The organism is Nisaea sp. (assembly GCF_965216895.1).
Taxonomy (GTDB): domain Bacteria; phylum Pseudomonadota; class Alphaproteobacteria; order Thalassobaculales; family Thalassobaculaceae; genus Nisaea.
Map to the genome: position 1 here is coordinate 3980200 of NZ_OZ244205.1, position 14459 is coordinate 3994658.

Below are 14459 nucleotides of genomic sequence, written 5' to 3' on the forward strand. Positions count from 1 at the left end.
GTAATTCTGCCGTTATCCGTGATTGGGCTATGTAACGTCTGGGCTAAGAGACCGCAAGGGGAGACTGGGAATATCACCTATCCAGGCTATCGCTTGTTTGCCAGAATGCCTGGATCCATGAAAGCCTCCAGCACGTCGCCACCTCGATGGACGCAAAGAAAATATGCCCGACCTTACACCAAGGTTTGATCGATGCATGTGTACCGATACGCGTGTCGGGCGTGTCGCATTTCCGGCGAATGATCGTTATTTGCACGAAGCTCTGGCGGAGTGCGGCGACTATTGTCTGGAGGAAATGCAAACCTATTCCGCAATCGTGCCATCCGGCGCGACGGTTCTGGATATCGGTGCGAATATAGGCCTGATGAGCCTCCTGTTCTCCAAACTCGTCGGGGAGGCAGGCAAGGTTCACGCTTTCGAGCCGAGTGTTTTCACCAACGGATTGCTTGCGTACAACGTCAGTCTGAACGGATGTCGCAATGTCGTCAGGCATCGGAAAGCCGTTTCCGACAGCATCGGAGAAACAGATTTCGTCGATCCTGAAGCCTCGCTGATCGATGTGCTGAATTTCGGGAGTATCTCTCTCGATACCAGAGTGAGGAAAAACTATGGGCGAATGGTCCCGACGCCGGTCGTCACGATAGACTCTCTCGGTCTGGACCGCTGCGACTTCATCAAGATCGATGTCGAGGGATACGAGGCCGCGGTTGTCCGAGGCGGCGAAAAAACCATCGGAAAATACTTGCCCTTCATCAGCCTTGAGACTGGAAATCCGGCGGATGATCTGACATGGCTGCCCTGTCTGCTGGACTTGGGATACAGGGTGTTCGTTTCCATGTTCCACCTCTTCTCGGCATCGAATTTCAAGAACAGGGATATTTCCCACCTGGACTCCGTCGTGTGCCCGAACGCCATCGCGGTGCCACCGGGATATGATCACAAGCAGGTTCTCGGGAATTTGTACCGGGCCGAGGTGGATTCACTTGAGCGTTTGCAGGCTATCTGCGGCCGTATGAAGGTCCATCCGGTCTAGAGTCAAGGAGTGCGGTCGCTGCGTCTCGGACACTGGAGACAGGCAGTTCCGCCAGATTCTCGGACACCAGCAACCTGACATTCTCTCCTCTCGGTGCAGCCTTCTCCGGAAAGCTGGCTGTCGAGAAGATCGCAATGGTCGGGCAGCCGGCGAGGGCCGCCATGTGCATCGGGCCGGTATCGTTGCCGATCGCAAGGCGGGCGGCGCGCGCCAGCGCCGGGATATCGTGCAGTGTGGTCTGCCCTGACAAGTCTTGTGCCGACGGACAGAGTTCCAGAATGGTCGCGATGGCGGACGCGTCTTCCGGTCCGCCGATCAGCACCGGTGCAATGTCTTCCGAGGCCAGACTGTTCGCGACCGCGCCGTATTGCTCCGCCGGCCAGCGCTTCACCGCCATTTTCCGCGACGATCCCGGAATGAGCAGGGCGAACGCTTCCGGCAATCTGAAGCGGGCAATGTCGCTTTGCATGAAAGAGAGATCCGACGGCCGCACGTCCGTGATCCCGGCGATCTCGAGCTGCGTGCGCTGCCGGTCCTGGGTGTGGGTCAGTGTCGGCCGTTTATAGTTGTGATAGTGGCTGCAGCCGGGGACGATACCGGACCATTCGGGCGCCTTCCCCGGCCAGAACAGGCGGTAGTAGAAACCGGTCCGGTCGGAGGTCTGCAGATCGTAGATCCGATCGAAACCGCCACCGACGAGCTGAGCCCGGAGCGCGAGCAGTCCCGGCAGGTTCCAGAGCTTTGGCTCGCTGTCGGTCCAGACCGCGTCGAAGAGTCCTGTCTGCTCTCCGAGCTCGGCATAGGCCGGCCGGGTCAGCAGCGTGATCTCGGCCTCGGCATGATGGCGGCGGATCGCCTGCATCGGGCCGACGGCATAGATGAAATCGCCGAGCGCCCCGAGCTTGATGACCAGGATCCGGCCCTGTCGGTTACTTGCCGGCATTGGGCGAGAGCGGCAGGACTTCTTCATAGACCGAGAGGGTCCTGAGGCACATGTCCCGCGTCATGTAGTGTGCGCGGGCATGGGCGATGGCCTTCGCGGAGAGTGTGGCCCGCTCTTCCGACGTGAGCGACAGCGCCTGGCGGATTCCGGCGGCGAGCGCGTCCGGGTCGTTCGGCGTCACCAGGAAACCGGTTTCGCCGGGCAGCACGGACTCCCGGGCGCCGCCATGGTCGGTCGCGACGATCGGGCGCCCCATGGCCTGGGCCTCGATCATCACCCGCCCGAACGGTTCCGGATCGATCGACGCCGAGACCACAACGTCGGCGATCTTGTAGACGGAGGGCAGGTCATTGGCCGTGCCGGTGAACATCACCGAGGCGGTCAGACCGGCCCGGGCGATCTTTTCCTCCAGTTCCGCCTTGTAGCTTTCCTTGCCCTCGTAGGAGCCGACCATGATGCAATGCACCGGCTGGTCGCCGAGACGGGTAAGCGCCTCGATCAGCACCTCGTGGCCCTTCCAGCGGGTCACCCGGCCGGGCAGCACGATGACGGGCACGCCATCCGGCAGGCGCCACTCCCGGCTGAGCTTGATCATGCGCTCCGCCGACACGCCGTCGGGATCGAACAGGTCGGTGTTGACCCCGCGCGGGATGATGCGGAGCTTGTCGGCCCCGGTACCGAAACGGCGCTCGATCTCGCTGGCGATGAAATGCGAGATCGCGATCACCCGGTCGCCCCGCACCATGACGGAGTTGTAGAGCTTCTTCAGCGGGTTGGTGTCGGGAAAACGGCCATGGAAGGTGGTGACGAAGGGCACCCGGTTCTTTCGCGCCGCACGCCAGGCGATCCAGGCTGGCATGCGCGAGCGGGCATGGACGATATCGACATTCTCGTTGTGGATGACATCGACCAGCCAGTCGAAATTCTGCCGCCAGCAGAGCGGGTTCTTCGAGCCGAGCGGGTGCTCGATATGGCGCGCGCCCACGCGGGCCAGTTCATGCACCATCGGACCGCCGGCGGAGACGACCAGGGCATCCCAGCCGGCCTGTACCAGCGCGCTCGCAACATCGATCGTGCCGCGCTCCACGCCGCCGGAGACAAGGGCCGGCAGCACCTGCATGACAACAGGCTTCTTTTCATGGGCCGGGCGGCGAAACATCTCGAAATCGCCGCTCGATTGGCGAAGCTTCGGTATGTTAGGCCTCATGGACGGGCCGTCGTTCACCGGCGTTCCAAGCTTTCAGTTTTCATTGTCAAAAAGTTTACCACAATGACAGAGCAAACCCAGCAGCCGCAGACGCATTCTCCTCGATATGTCGAGAAGCCGGACGGCGCGCGTCTCGCTTATCACAAACTGGATGGGCTTGGACCCACAATCGTCTTTCTCGGCGGTTTCATGTCGGACATGACCGGGACCAAGGCGCTGGCGCTCGAGGATCTGGCGCGAGCACGCGGACAGGCCTTTCTGCGCCTCGACTACCAGGGCCATGGTCAGTCTTCCGGCCGGTTTTCGGACGGCAGCATCGGCCTCTGGCTGTCCGACGCGCTCTATCTGATCGACGAGGTGACGGAAGGCCCGCTGGTGCTGGTCGGCTCCTCCATGGGCGGTTGGATCATGCTGCAGACCGCCTTGCAGCGGCTGGAGCGAATCGCAGGCCTCGTCGGTATCGCGCCGGCGCCGGACTTCACCGAGGACCTGATGTGGGCCGGCTTCACCGACGAGATCAAGGAGACGCTGGAGAGGGACGGGGTCTACTACCAGCCGTCGGAATATGGCGACGAGCCCTATACCATCACCATGAAGCTGATCGAGGATGGGCGGGACCATCTGGTGATGCGGAAGAAAATGCCGATTTCGGTGCCCATCCGTCTGCTCCACGGCATGCGCGACGAATCGGTGCCTTACGAGCTGTCGCTCCGGATCGCCGACAATGTCGAGAGCGAGGACGTGCAGATCCGTTTCATCAAGGACGGCGATCACCGGCTGTCGACCGATCGCGACATCACGATCCTCAAAGACACCGTGGCCACGCTGTGCGACACGGCCGTCTGATTCCGCTTTGGGCGGCTTTGGTGCTGCCGCTGTTCGGCACGCCGGCTGGAAGCGCGGAAATCGATCACGAGCAGGAATATGCCGCCTGCATGCAACTCGCACGCGAGCGGCCGGAGGAGGCCTATCGCGCCGGGCTCGCCTGGCACAAGCTCGGTGGCGGCTTTGCGGCACGCCACTGCGTTGCCGTCGCCTTGCTGGAGCTGCGCCAGTACGACGAGGCGGCGGCCCGGCTCGAGCGGCTGGCGACCGATCTCGGGACAGCGCGTACCACGCTGCTGGCCGAGATCCTGATGCAGGCCGGGCAGGCCTGGTCCCTCGCGGGGCGGGTCGAAAAGGCCCTGAAGCTGCAGAGCAACCTGCTGGAAATCGCGCCGGGCGACCCGGAACTCTGGCTCGACCGCGCCGTCTCGCAGATGGATCTCGAGCGCTACGAGCCGGCGCTTTCGGACCTGGACGAGGCAATCCGCCTCGACCCCCATCTTGCCGAAGCCCGGATCTACCGTGCCGTCGCGCTCCGTCAACTCGACCGGCTGGACGACGCCTGGGCGGAGGTCGAGACTGTGCTCGCGCTCCTGCCGTTCCAGTCGGATGCTTTGCTGGAGCGCGGGATCCTGCGGCAATACCAGGGTGATTTCGACGGGGCCCGGACCGACTGGCTGCTGGTGATCCGGAACGATCCGGATTCCCGCGCCGCCGCCGCCGCACGGGCGCGGATCGAGGAGATGGACGTACAGGTGCGCTGAGTGCATCCGGGACGGGACCGCCGTAGCGGCGGAGACGATACGGGCCAGGCGTTCGGGTTCGCGTGACGCGCCGACAGGCGGACGCCGGATCGGTCGCGAAACTTCTTAACCTCCGTAAGCTCTCAGGCTGTCCGCAACGCTGGACAATACCGGGCCCCAGTCGCCGTCCGTCTCCTGACGAAAAGTCCTCGTTTCGGGATACCAGAGGGAATCGTCGCGATGGAGGCCCCACGGCCAATTGGGGCGCGCTGTCAGCATCACCCAGGTCGGTACTCCCGCGGCGCCGGCAAAATGGACCGTGTTGTTGGCCGGAGAGATGACCATGTCCATGGCGGCGATCAGCGCGGCGAGGCCGTCGAGATCGCCCAGTGTGTCGACGCCGTGGTCCGCGCTCACGTCAATGCGGGCATTCCGGAACGCCTGAATATCTTCTTCGCGCAAGCTGTATTGCAGTGAAATCAGGGCATTGCCGGGGATATGCGCGATTTCGCTCCACAGCTCGGGCCGCACCGTCCTTTGCTCACCGGTTTTCGGGGCCTCGGACCTCCAGGAAATTCCAATCAGTCTCTTTCCCGCATGGCGGGCCCGCAAATCCGACCGCAAGGAGGCCACGCGCGCGGGATCGGGAACGATCCAGGGTTCCGGCTTCGCCCGGCCGCCGCAGAACAGGTCCAGCCTGTGGGGCAGATCCCCCATCGCCAGATGCACGTCCGCGCCGTAGTGATCTTCCGTCTCACCGCTGGCGGGAGCGGCCTCGGGCACAACGACAGCGGGGAAACTCCGCCGGATCAGCGGCCGGAGGCGCGGTTCCGAGATGACCGTCACCTTCGGGCCTCGCCGGAGAACATGCTTCAATAGCGTGAGGTACTGTACTTCGTCGCCAATTCCTTGTTCGCCCCAGAGCAGAAGGTGTCGACCGTCAAGTTCTTCGCCCCGCCATTGCGGGATGGTGAAATGTCTCTGGATATCCCGTCCTTCGGCCGTTTCGAGCCGGCGCGTGAAAATCTGCCAGCCTTCCCTGAAACGCTCTTGGCTCAACAACGCGAACGCCGTGTTGTTGCGCGCCGATGCGTAATCGTCGGAGATGAAGGTTGCCCGGCGCCCGAACCGGACAACGGCATCGACATCGCTGGTGCGGCTTGATTCGCTCGAGAGTTTGAACCAGACCTCGGGATTCGCCGGGTTGGCGATTGCGCTCCGGTGCAGCCAGGGCCAGACACCGCTTCGCCCGGGGGACCGGGCCGCCGCGACGGCCATGGTATTGCAGAATTCGGTGGTATCGGGGCCGAGAGCCATGGCTCTCTTGGCCCAATCCCGGGTTTGCGTCAGTGCCGCCATGTCACCGCTGGCGGCCTGGTTTTCAGGTTCCATTACAAGGCCGCGTCGGCAGGGGGCCACCGCGTCCGCGTACCGCTCCAGTTTCGAGAGGGCGCGCGTCCAGTTCCGCCACGCCTCCGCCAGGCCGGGCGCCGCAGCTGAAGCCGAACGGAACCACTGTTCGGCGCTTTCGAACTCTTCTTTCTCGAAATCTATCAGGCCCAGATTGTTTCGGGCCGCCCCGCTGCCTGGCGCGATCCTGAGTGTCCTCAGGTAGAATTTCGCACCGCCGTCAATGTCCTGCAGATCCATCAGGGTGTTCGCAAGACGGAACGTCTGATCCGCGTCCGCCGGGTCGAGGGCGAGCACGCGCCGGAAACAGCGCGCAGCCGCCGCATATCTCCCGGCCTGCCTCAGATCCAGACCCTGCTGCAGATGCGTGTTTCTGTCCAAAGGCGAGAGAATGGAGCATCGCCGAAACAGGCGCTTTCGCTTGTTCGCGGGGGCCAGATCAGCCAATCCCCGAACCGTCGCGAACGCCCCCGGCATGAGCACCGCGGCTCGACGCAGGCAAAGAACCGCCATCGGGCTGCGTCCCAGCCTGCCGGTGGCGTCACCCAGTAATTTCCAGATGCGCGCCTTGTCCGGAAGCGCCCGGGCCGCCGCGCTCAGCAGCTCCGCCGCTTCGCGGTAGGCGCGCTCTTCGAGACGGATGGTGCCGAGCAGTTCCAGGGCGCGCGGGTAATAGGCATCGCCTTCGGGGATCCTGCGACAAATGCGCGCAGCCCGCGACCTCAACCCTGCCTGATAGCGGCGCCGTGCGTCTTCCAGGAGGCGCAAAGAGGCCTCGCTCATATCAGCTTCCCAACATTGACCAGGCTGAGCCGTACCGGATTTCCGCCAGGTCGGCTCAGTTTCTTTCGGTGTGACCTAGCGTAACAATATCGATTTGCAGATGGCGAAACAGATAAGTATAAAATTTTATTGGAAATTCAATATTTCTGCGCTATCGAAAAACCGGAAAGCGACTCGATCTTTACCAATGATAAAGGAATCAACAATAAGGTCACGACGATTGACCGCGTGAGTAGCGACGGTTATCGATACGCGGAGTGCAAGGGATCGGACAACCTCAAATCCGAACGGTTCAATTAATTCGAGAAAATACATCAAAATCAATGCATTTTTCGGTTTGTGAATTTTGTCGCCGGTTCGTTGAGCGGCATCCGCCTTTTGCACGTCCGAGCTGAACCTATGGGATCAGCGTCAAGCTAAAGACACCTGAAAGATCATCCTGAGTAATCTGGAGTTACCAATGTCGGTTGCTGCAACCCTTGCTTCGTCATTTTCGAGCCGCCTCGGGTATCTCATCGTGGATTCCGATGTGCGCGACTGCGATATCCTGCTCGCAGAGCGCGATCCGGCGGTTCGGGTGATCCGGCTGGAGAAGGATGGGGACCCGCTGGGGCAGATCGCTGTCGCCCTTGCCGGCGAGCGCGATGTTCCGAGCCTGCATGTCCTGTCCCACGGCGAGCCCGGCGCTCTGCTTCTGGCAAATGCGCGGGTCGATGCGGCGATGCTGGAGCGGTCGCCGCAACATCTCGACGCCATACGGTCGAGCCTCGCCTCGGACGCCGACATCGTCCTCTATGGTTGTTCCGTTGCGAGCGGAGAAACAGGCAGCGATTTCGTCGAGGCGCTGGAAGATTGCCTTGACGCCACCGTTCTCGCCTCCGCGCATCCGGTCGGGGCCGGTTGGGGCTGGGGGGCTTTCCCGGCGAACGCCCTGGCCTTTTCGCCGGAGAGCGCGGCGCGCTACCCCCATGCGCTGGCTCAAACGACGTTCGGGATCGTGACGACGATCCAGTCCACCACCACGCTGGTGGTCAATGACCCCGGCGTCACGATCAGCGTCGAGCGTTCGGACGGGACGGCGATGCAGGGTGTCTCTTCGGGGTTTCTGAATCCCGGCACGATTGCGAACACCACGACCTACACGCTTAGCTACTCGAGCCCGGTCACCATCACCCAGTTCCAGATCGGCGAATTCTCCAACCTTTCCGCCGGGGCGAACTATGTGTTCACGCCGAATACCGGATCCGCGGTCACTCTCGCCGACAATAGCCCAAGCATTTCCGGCGCGATGGCAACGCTGAATCCCGGCGACTGGTCCGGTATTTCATCCTTTACCGTTTCCTACGCGGGCGGTACCGACTGGCGGGTCGGGCTCGACAACATCATTTACTCGGTCTCCGGTCCGTCGGCCGGCAACGACGCCCTGACGGGGGACGGCACGGCCAATACGATCGACCTGCTGGCCGGCAATGACAGCTATTCCGGCCTCGCCGGCGCCGACACGATCACCGGCGGAGCCGGCAACGACACGATCCTCGGCGGCGCCGACGCGGACGTGGTGCTCGGCGGGGACGGCAACGATTCGATCTCCGGCGGCGCCGGCGCGGACAACCTGTCCGGGGATGCCGGCGACGACACCTTTGCCGCCACGTCCTCCGACATCACCGGTCTGGCGGAGACCATCAGCGGCGGTACCGGCACCGATGTGCTGCAGCTGAACGGCGGCGGCGCCTTCGATCTCACCGGCGCGACGCTCGACAGCATCGAGCTGATCTCCGGTTCCGCCTCGGCGGATTCCATTACCGGCACAAGTGCCGCGGACACGATTGCGGGCGGCGGTGGCGCCGATGTCATCAATGCCGGCAACGGCGCCAACGTGATCTCCGGCGGCGCGGCGGCCGACAACCTGATCGGCGGTACAGGCGCGGACACCTTCATCGCGACTTCGGCGGACATCACCGGCCTCGCGGAGACCGTCAGCGGCGGCGCCGGCACGGACGTGCTGCAGCTGAACGGCGGCGGCGCCTTCGATCTTTCCAGTGCCACCCTCAACAGCGTGGAGCTGATCTCCGGCAGCGCCTCTGCGGATTCCATCACCGGCACCAGCGCGGCCGATGTGATCAATGCCGGCGACGGCGCCAACGTGGTTTCCGGCGGCGCGGGTGCCGACAATCTGATCGGCGGCACCGGCGCGGATACCTTCATCGCCACCTCGTCGGACATCACCGGCCTTGCCGAGACCGTCAGCGGCGGTACCGGCACCGACGTGCTGCAGCTGAACGGCGGCGGCGCCTTCGACCTCTCCGGCGCGACGCTCAACAGCATCGAACTGATCTCCGGTTCCGCTTCGGCAGACTCCATCACCGGCACCAGCGCGGCAGATGCGATCAATGCCGGCGACGGCGCCAACGTGATCTCCGGCGGCGCGGCGGCGGACAACCTGATCGGCGGCACGGGGGCGGACACCTTCATCGCCACCTCGTCGGACATCACCGGCCTTGCCGAGACCGTCAGCGGCGGTACCGGCACCGACGTGCTGCAGCTGAACGGCGGCGGCGCCTTCGATCTCTCCGGCGCGACGATCAACAGCGTGGAGCTGATCTCCGGCAGCGCCTCGGCAGACTCCATCACCGGCACCAGCGGTGCCGATGCGATCAATGCCGGCGACGGCGCCAATGTCATCTCCGGCGGCGCGGGCGCCGACAACCTGATCGGCGGCACCGGCGCGGATACCTTCATCGCGACTTCGTCCGACATTACCGGCCTGGCGGAAACGGTCAGCGGCGGCACCGGCACCGACGTGCTGCAGCTGAACGGCGGCGGCGCCTTCGACCTCTCCGGCGCGACGCTCAACAGCATCGAGCTGATCTCCGGTTCCGCTTCGGCAGACTCCATCACCGGCACCAGCGCGGCAGATGCGATCAATGCCGGCGACGGCGCCAACGTGATCTCCGGCGGCGCGGCGGCGGACAATCTGATCGGCGGCACGGGGGCGGACACCTTCATCGCCACCTCGGCGGACATCACCGGGCTGGCTGAGACCGTCAGCGGCGGCGGCGGCAGCGACGTGCTGCAGCTGAACGGTGGCGGCGCCTTCGATCTCTCCGGCGCGACAATCAACGGCGTGGAGCTGATCTCCGGCAGCGCTTCGGCGGATTCCATCACGGGCACCAGCGCCGCGGACACGATCGCGGGCGGCGGTGGCGCCGACGTCATCAATGCCGGTAACGGCGCCAATGTCATCTCCGGCGGCGCGGGCGCCGACAACCTGATCGGCGGCACCGGCGCGGATACCTTCATCGCGACTTCGTCCGACATTACCGGCCTGGCGGAAACGGTCAGCGGCGGCACCGGCACCGACGTGCTGCAGCTGAACGGCGGCGGCGCCTTCGACCTCTCCGGCGCGACGCTCAACAGCGTGGAGCTGATCTCCGGCAGCGCTTCGGCGGATTCCATCACCGGCACCAGCGCGGCAGATGCGATCAATGCCGGCGACGGCGCCAACGTGATCTCCGGCGGCGCGGCGGCGGACAACCTGATCGGCGGCACGGGGGCGGACACCTTCATCGCGACTTCGTCCGACATCACCGGGCTGGCGGAGACCGTCAGCGGCGGCGGCGGCAGCGACGTGCTGCAGCTGAACGGTGGCGGCGCCTTCGATCTTTCCGGCGCGACCCTCAGCAGCGTGGAGCTGATCACCGGCTCTGCCTCGGCGGATTCCATCACCGGCACCGCTTCCGCCGATACCGTCAACGGAGGCGGCGGCGCGGATGTTCTTTCCGGTGGGGCCGGAGACGACAGCCTTGTCGGCGGCAGCGGTTCGGATGTGCTTGTCGGCGGCGCAGGTAACGATACCTTCTCCGGCGCCGCAACGGATATGAACAGCGATACCATTTCCGGTCTGGCGGCCGGCGATGTCATCGTCGTCAACAGCCAGGACCTGAGTGCCCTCAACGGGACGGCTCTCGGTGGTTCGATCTCGGTCACCGGCGGCGCGATCACGCTTGCCGACGCCGGTTCCAACCTCACCATTTCGACGAGCGTCAATGGCGGCAACACAACGCTCACCTTTGCCGCGGCCTCCAACAACGGCGGCTCATCGGGGGGAGGTTCCGATTCCGGCTCTTCAGGCTCGGTCTCCGTGTCTGACGATCCGAGCGATACTTCCACCGGCGGCGCACGGACGATCACGAACAACGGTTCGGAGGCCGGCAGCGCCGCGATCGTCCAGAATACCGGCAACAACGGCAACGTCGTCACCGCCACCTTGCCCGCGTCGGTCTCGCTGTCGTCTTCCGGTCCAGCGACGGCGCAATCCAGCACGGAAGCCCTGACCTCGCTGGTCAATGCGATCGATATCCGGGACGCCACGGGTGAAACGGGCCTCATCGGTGGAGCCCAGACCTTCCTGAACAACCTGGCTTCGACCAACACGCTGGATGTGCGCACGATCATCCCCACCTCGGCATCGACCAACGTGAGCGATCCGATCGTGATTTCCGGCAGCGGCAGTGCTGGTCAGGCCGAAGCCTTCGTCATCGATTTCAGGAGCATGCCGTCAGGGTCTTCCCTGCAGCTCGACAATATCGAGTTCGCCTCGATTATCGGCTCGGCGACGGTCACCGGAGGCGCGGGACAGAACTACGTCACCGGAGACGACGCGGTGCAGTTCATCTCGCTTGGCCCGGAGGACGACACGCTGGCCGGCGGCGGCGGCAACGACACCGTCGGCTCCGGTTGGGGGGAGGACATCGTCTACGGCAACCAGGGCGAGGACTCCATCTTCGGCGGCGGCGGCATGGATACGCTGTTCGGCGGCCAGGATGCCGACACGGTCAGAGGCGACAACGACAACGACTTCGTTTACGGCAACAAGGGCAACGACACCATTTTCGGCGGCGAGAACGAGGACATGGTGTATGGCGGCCAGAACGAGGACATCGTCTACGGCAATTCCGGCAATGACAGTCTGTTCGGCAATCTTGGCAACGACACGCTCTATGGCGGCCAGGGTAACGATCTGCTCTGGGGCAACAGCGGTGACGACTATCTCGCCGGAAACATGGGCGACGATACGCTCTCGGGCGGCGACGGAGCGGACATTTTCGTCTTCAGCTTCGGCGGCGGCAACGAGACGGTAAGCGACTTCGCGGCCGGGACCGATACGCTCGCGCTCGAGAGTGGGCTAGGGGTCACCGGGGGAACCGAGGTGGACGGGAACACCGTCGTCACCTTCTCCGACGGCGGCACCGTCACCCTCATCGGTGTGCAGAAGACCGAGATCGCCGCCGCGACCGGGTGGGAACTCGGCTAGCCGTTCCGCGAGAGTCATCCGGGCCGCTCGGCCCGGGTGTCATTCCGCTCGGGGACGTCCTTGGGCGCGGCGCTCAGAAATCCAGATTGGCGTAGTGCGCCGGCGGGCGTACGCCCGGAATGTGGTCGGAGAGCAGCGGACGGAAGCTCGGGCGGGACTTCACCCGGGCATACCATTCCTTGGCTTCCGGGTACTTTTCCCAGGGTACGTCGCCGATATAGTCGACGGCGGAAAGCTGGGCCGCCGCGGCGATGTCGGCGAGGCTGAAATGGTCGCCCGCGAGCCAGTTCCGCCGCTCCGACAGGAAGCCGATATAGGCGAGGTGCGTCGCGATATTGGTGTGCCCGGCGCGGATCGCCGCGCTCGAGGGCTCGCCGGTGCCGAGGAAGCGCTTCATCAGCTTCTCGCCGACCAGAAGTTCGGTCGCTTCCGCATTGAACTTGAGATCGAACCAGGCGACCAGCCGCCGGATCTCCGCCCGTGCCGCCGCGTCGCCGGGCAACAGCGGGATCTCAGGGCGTGTTTCCTCGAGATATTCCGAGATGGCCGCCGAGTTCGCCACCACGGTCCCGTCGTCATCGACGAAGACCGGCACGGTGCCGTCCGGGTTCATGGCGAGGAAGTCCGGACGCCGGTCCCAGACCTGCTCGACCTTGAGTTCGGCCTCGATCTTCTTCTCGCCCAGGAGGACGCGGATCTTCCGGCAGAAGGGGGAAATCCAGAGGTGATAGAGGGTCGGCATTGAATTCACCGGTAGGTCTGAGGATGCCGTACGGTTGGCGGCGCTAACCTATCAGAACCTTTCCGATCCCGACAATCGCCAGCAGCCCGAGCAGGAGGATTGCCGCTCGTTTCACGAGGTCCGGCCGGGTCACCCCGAAGAGTCTGTGTCCGATCGCGGTTCCGGCGGCCATGACCGGGACCAGCGCGGCACTGCGGATCAGCATGTCGGCATCGATCAGTCCCTTGTAGGCGGCAAGCGCCAGGGCGAGGATGTCGGTCGCGATGAAAAAGGCGATTCCCGTCGCCCGGGTGATCGAGACCGGGAGCGGCGAGGAGAGATAGAGCAGCACCATCGGCGGTCCCGGCACGCCGGCGGCGCCCGACATGAAACCGGAGACCACACCGGTCCCCGCCAGCATTCCGTTGCCGGGCACGGAGGCCAGCCTGAAGCCGCGTGCGATCAGCAGCACCGAGACGAGGATGCCGAGATAGATTGCGATCTTCATCGGCTCCGGTTCGACCAGCAGCAGGCAGGCGAAGCCGGCGGGCACGCCGATCACGGAACCGAGCACGAGTTGGCGGATGCCGGCCCAGTGCACCTCCCGGTAGTTCTGCGGCAGCAGGGTGAAGCCGGCGAGCAGATCGAGGATCAGCGCGAGCGGAACGACGGACACCGGATCGGCCACCAGCAGCAAGGCGCTGATGACGATCAGGGCGAAGCCGAATCCGGTGAAGCCGCGCACGATCCCGCCAAGCAATGTGGCCGCGACGGCGACGGCCCAGATAGGGGCGCCCCATCCGAAGAATTCGGTCTCGAACATGTACGGCAAGCCCCGACAGCGGCGAAGGATCAGGCGGCGTGGATGGAGCCGCCGATGTTTTCTACGCCACTTGCCCTTCCGCTCCAAGGCCGCACCGGGCGCGTCCTCGGCGTGGCGAGCAATGTTTCCAGAAGTTCCGGGGCGCCACGGACCTGGAAGCGGCGCTGGTCCACCGGTCCGGGCAGCTCGAAGCCGAAAGGCTCCGCCGGAACGAACCCGTAGGGCGCGTAATAGGACGGCTCGCCCACCACGAGGCAGAGGTTCCAGCCATCCTGGTCGGCTTCCTCGAGCGCGCGCGCGACCAGCGTCCGGCCAAGCCCCTTGCCCTGCAGCTCCGGATCGACGACCAGCGGGCCGAGGACGAGGGCGGGCAGCGTCGTCCCGCCGTCCTTGACGTCGATCGGCCAGTAGCGGATCGAGGCGCCCACGCGGGCCTCGAAGCCGGTCCGGGCGACCAGGCTGAGCTCCGGCAGCGACGGGCCCTGCCGGAGCTGGTAGACGGTCTTGCCCGTGCGGCCGGGGCCGAAGCCGATATCCAGCAGGGAGTCGATGGCAGCCGCGTCGGCGGCGGTTTCTTTTTCGATGACAATCATGGGGCGGATCTTCCGGCCTGGGGATGGCCGTTCCGCGGAGGATCCGGCCTAGAGCGTGATGACG

The 14459-nt window shown here is 64.6% G+C and carries 10 protein-coding genes; 4 read left to right on the forward strand and 6 right to left on the reverse strand.

Annotation, left to right across the window (positions count from 1 at the left end):
• The first annotated feature begins 163 nt into the window (after nucleotides 1-163).
• Nucleotides 164-1033: an FkbM family methyltransferase gene (locus ACOOE1_RS18920; RefSeq protein WP_420403759.1), complete on the forward strand. Its 870-nt coding sequence runs from the start codon at nucleotides 164-166 to the stop codon at nucleotides 1031-1033.
• Here ACOOE1_RS18920 and ACOOE1_RS18925 read toward each other — a convergent pair.
• On the reverse strand, nucleotides 999-1976 hold the full coding sequence (locus ACOOE1_RS18925; RefSeq protein WP_420403760.1) for a glycosyltransferase family 9 protein: 978 nt from the start codon (nucleotides 1974-1976) through the stop codon (nucleotides 999-1001). The genes ACOOE1_RS18920 and ACOOE1_RS18925 overlap by 35 nt on opposite strands.
• Nucleotides 1963-3096: a glycosyltransferase family 4 protein gene (locus ACOOE1_RS18930; protein WP_420403761.1), complete on the reverse strand. Its 1134-nt coding sequence runs from the start codon at nucleotides 3094-3096 to the stop codon at nucleotides 1963-1965. The genes ACOOE1_RS18925 and ACOOE1_RS18930 overlap by 14 nt, the downstream gene beginning before the upstream one ends.
• A gap of 150 nt (nucleotides 3097-3246) precedes the next feature.
• On the opposite strand from ACOOE1_RS18930, the gene ACOOE1_RS18935 reads away from it, so the two are divergent.
• Both ACOOE1_RS18935 and ACOOE1_RS18940 read left to right on the forward strand, forming a co-directional pair.
• Nucleotides 3247-4029, forward strand: coding sequence for an alpha/beta hydrolase (locus ACOOE1_RS18935; RefSeq protein WP_420403762.1), 783 nt, complete (start codon nucleotides 3247-3249; stop codon nucleotides 4027-4029).
• Nucleotides 4030-4049: 20 nt separating this feature from the next.
• Entirely contained in the window at nucleotides 4050-4772 is a 723-nt protein-coding gene (locus tag ACOOE1_RS18940; protein ID WP_420403763.1) for a tetratricopeptide repeat protein, read from the forward strand.
• A gap of 105 nt (nucleotides 4773-4877) precedes the next feature.
• On the opposite strand, the gene ACOOE1_RS18945 is transcribed toward ACOOE1_RS18940, so the two are convergent.
• Nucleotides 4878-6944 (reverse strand): tetratricopeptide repeat protein, encoded by a 2067-nt coding sequence (locus ACOOE1_RS18945; RefSeq protein WP_420403764.1) that lies wholly within the window; start codon nucleotides 6942-6944, stop codon nucleotides 4878-4880.
• Between the two features lie 460 nt (nucleotides 6945-7404).
• On the opposite strand from ACOOE1_RS18945, the gene ACOOE1_RS18950 reads away from it, so the two are divergent.
• On the forward strand, nucleotides 7405-12258 hold the full coding sequence (locus ACOOE1_RS18950) for a DUF4347 domain-containing protein (protein WP_420403765.1): 4854 nt from the start codon (nucleotides 7405-7407) through the stop codon (nucleotides 12256-12258).
• Between the two features lie 73 nt (nucleotides 12259-12331).
• Here the strand turns inward: ACOOE1_RS18950 and ACOOE1_RS18955 are convergent, their stop codons facing one another.
• From ACOOE1_RS18955 to ACOOE1_RS18965, 3 genes are read right to left on the reverse strand one after another with little or no spacing between them, the layout of a single operon-like run.
• On the reverse strand, nucleotides 12332-13000 hold the full coding sequence (locus ACOOE1_RS18955) for a glutathione S-transferase family protein (RefSeq protein ID WP_420403766.1): 669 nt from the start codon (nucleotides 12998-13000) through the stop codon (nucleotides 12332-12334).
• A 43-nt stretch (nucleotides 13001-13043) separates the two neighbouring features.
• The gene (locus ACOOE1_RS18960; RefSeq protein ID WP_420403767.1) at nucleotides 13044-13802 is read right to left on the reverse strand and encodes a TSUP family transporter; all 759 of its coding nucleotides are present in this window, start codon (nucleotides 13800-13802) and stop codon (nucleotides 13044-13046) included.
• A 29-nt stretch (nucleotides 13803-13831) separates the two neighbouring features.
• Nucleotides 13832-14395 (reverse strand): GNAT family N-acetyltransferase, encoded by a 564-nt coding sequence (locus ACOOE1_RS18965; protein ID WP_420403768.1) that lies wholly within the window; start codon nucleotides 14393-14395, stop codon nucleotides 13832-13834.
• Nucleotides 14396-14459: the final 64 nt, after the last annotated feature.

What these genes read in the sequence shown, in the direction of transcription:
- ACOOE1_RS18950 (WP_420403765.1), top strand. Translation starts at nt 7,405, where the DNA reads ATGTCGGTTGCTGCAACCCTTGCTTCGTCATTTTCGAGCCGCCTCGGG.
- ACOOE1_RS18960 (WP_420403767.1), bottom strand. Translation starts at nt 13,802, where the DNA reads ATGTTCGAGACCGAATTCTTCGGATGGGGCGCCCCTATCTGGGCCGTC.
- ACOOE1_RS18945 (WP_420403764.1), bottom strand. Translation starts at nt 6,944, where the DNA reads ATGAGCGAGGCCTCTTTGCGCCTCCTGGAAGACGCACGGCGCCGCTAT.
- ACOOE1_RS18925 (WP_420403760.1), bottom strand. Translation starts at nt 1,976, where the DNA reads ATGCCGGCAAGTAACCGACAGGGCCGGATCCTGGTCATCAAGCTCGGG.
- ACOOE1_RS18935 (WP_420403762.1), top strand. Translation starts at nt 3,247, where the DNA reads ATGACAGAGCAAACCCAGCAGCCGCAGACGCATTCTCCTCGATATGTC.
- ACOOE1_RS18920 (WP_420403759.1), top strand. Translation starts at nt 164, where the DNA reads ATGCCCGACCTTACACCAAGGTTTGATCGATGCATGTGTACCGATACG.
- ACOOE1_RS18955 (WP_420403766.1), bottom strand. Translation starts at nt 13,000, where the DNA reads ATGCCGACCCTCTATCACCTCTGGATTTCCCCCTTCTGCCGGAAGATC.
- ACOOE1_RS18930 (WP_420403761.1), bottom strand. Translation starts at nt 3,096, where the DNA reads ATGCAGGTGCTGCCGGCCCTTGTCTCCGGCGGCGTGGAGCGCGGCACG.
- ACOOE1_RS18965 (WP_420403768.1), bottom strand. Translation starts at nt 14,395, where the DNA reads ATGATTGTCATCGAAAAAGAAACCGCCGCCGACGCGGCTGCCATCGAC.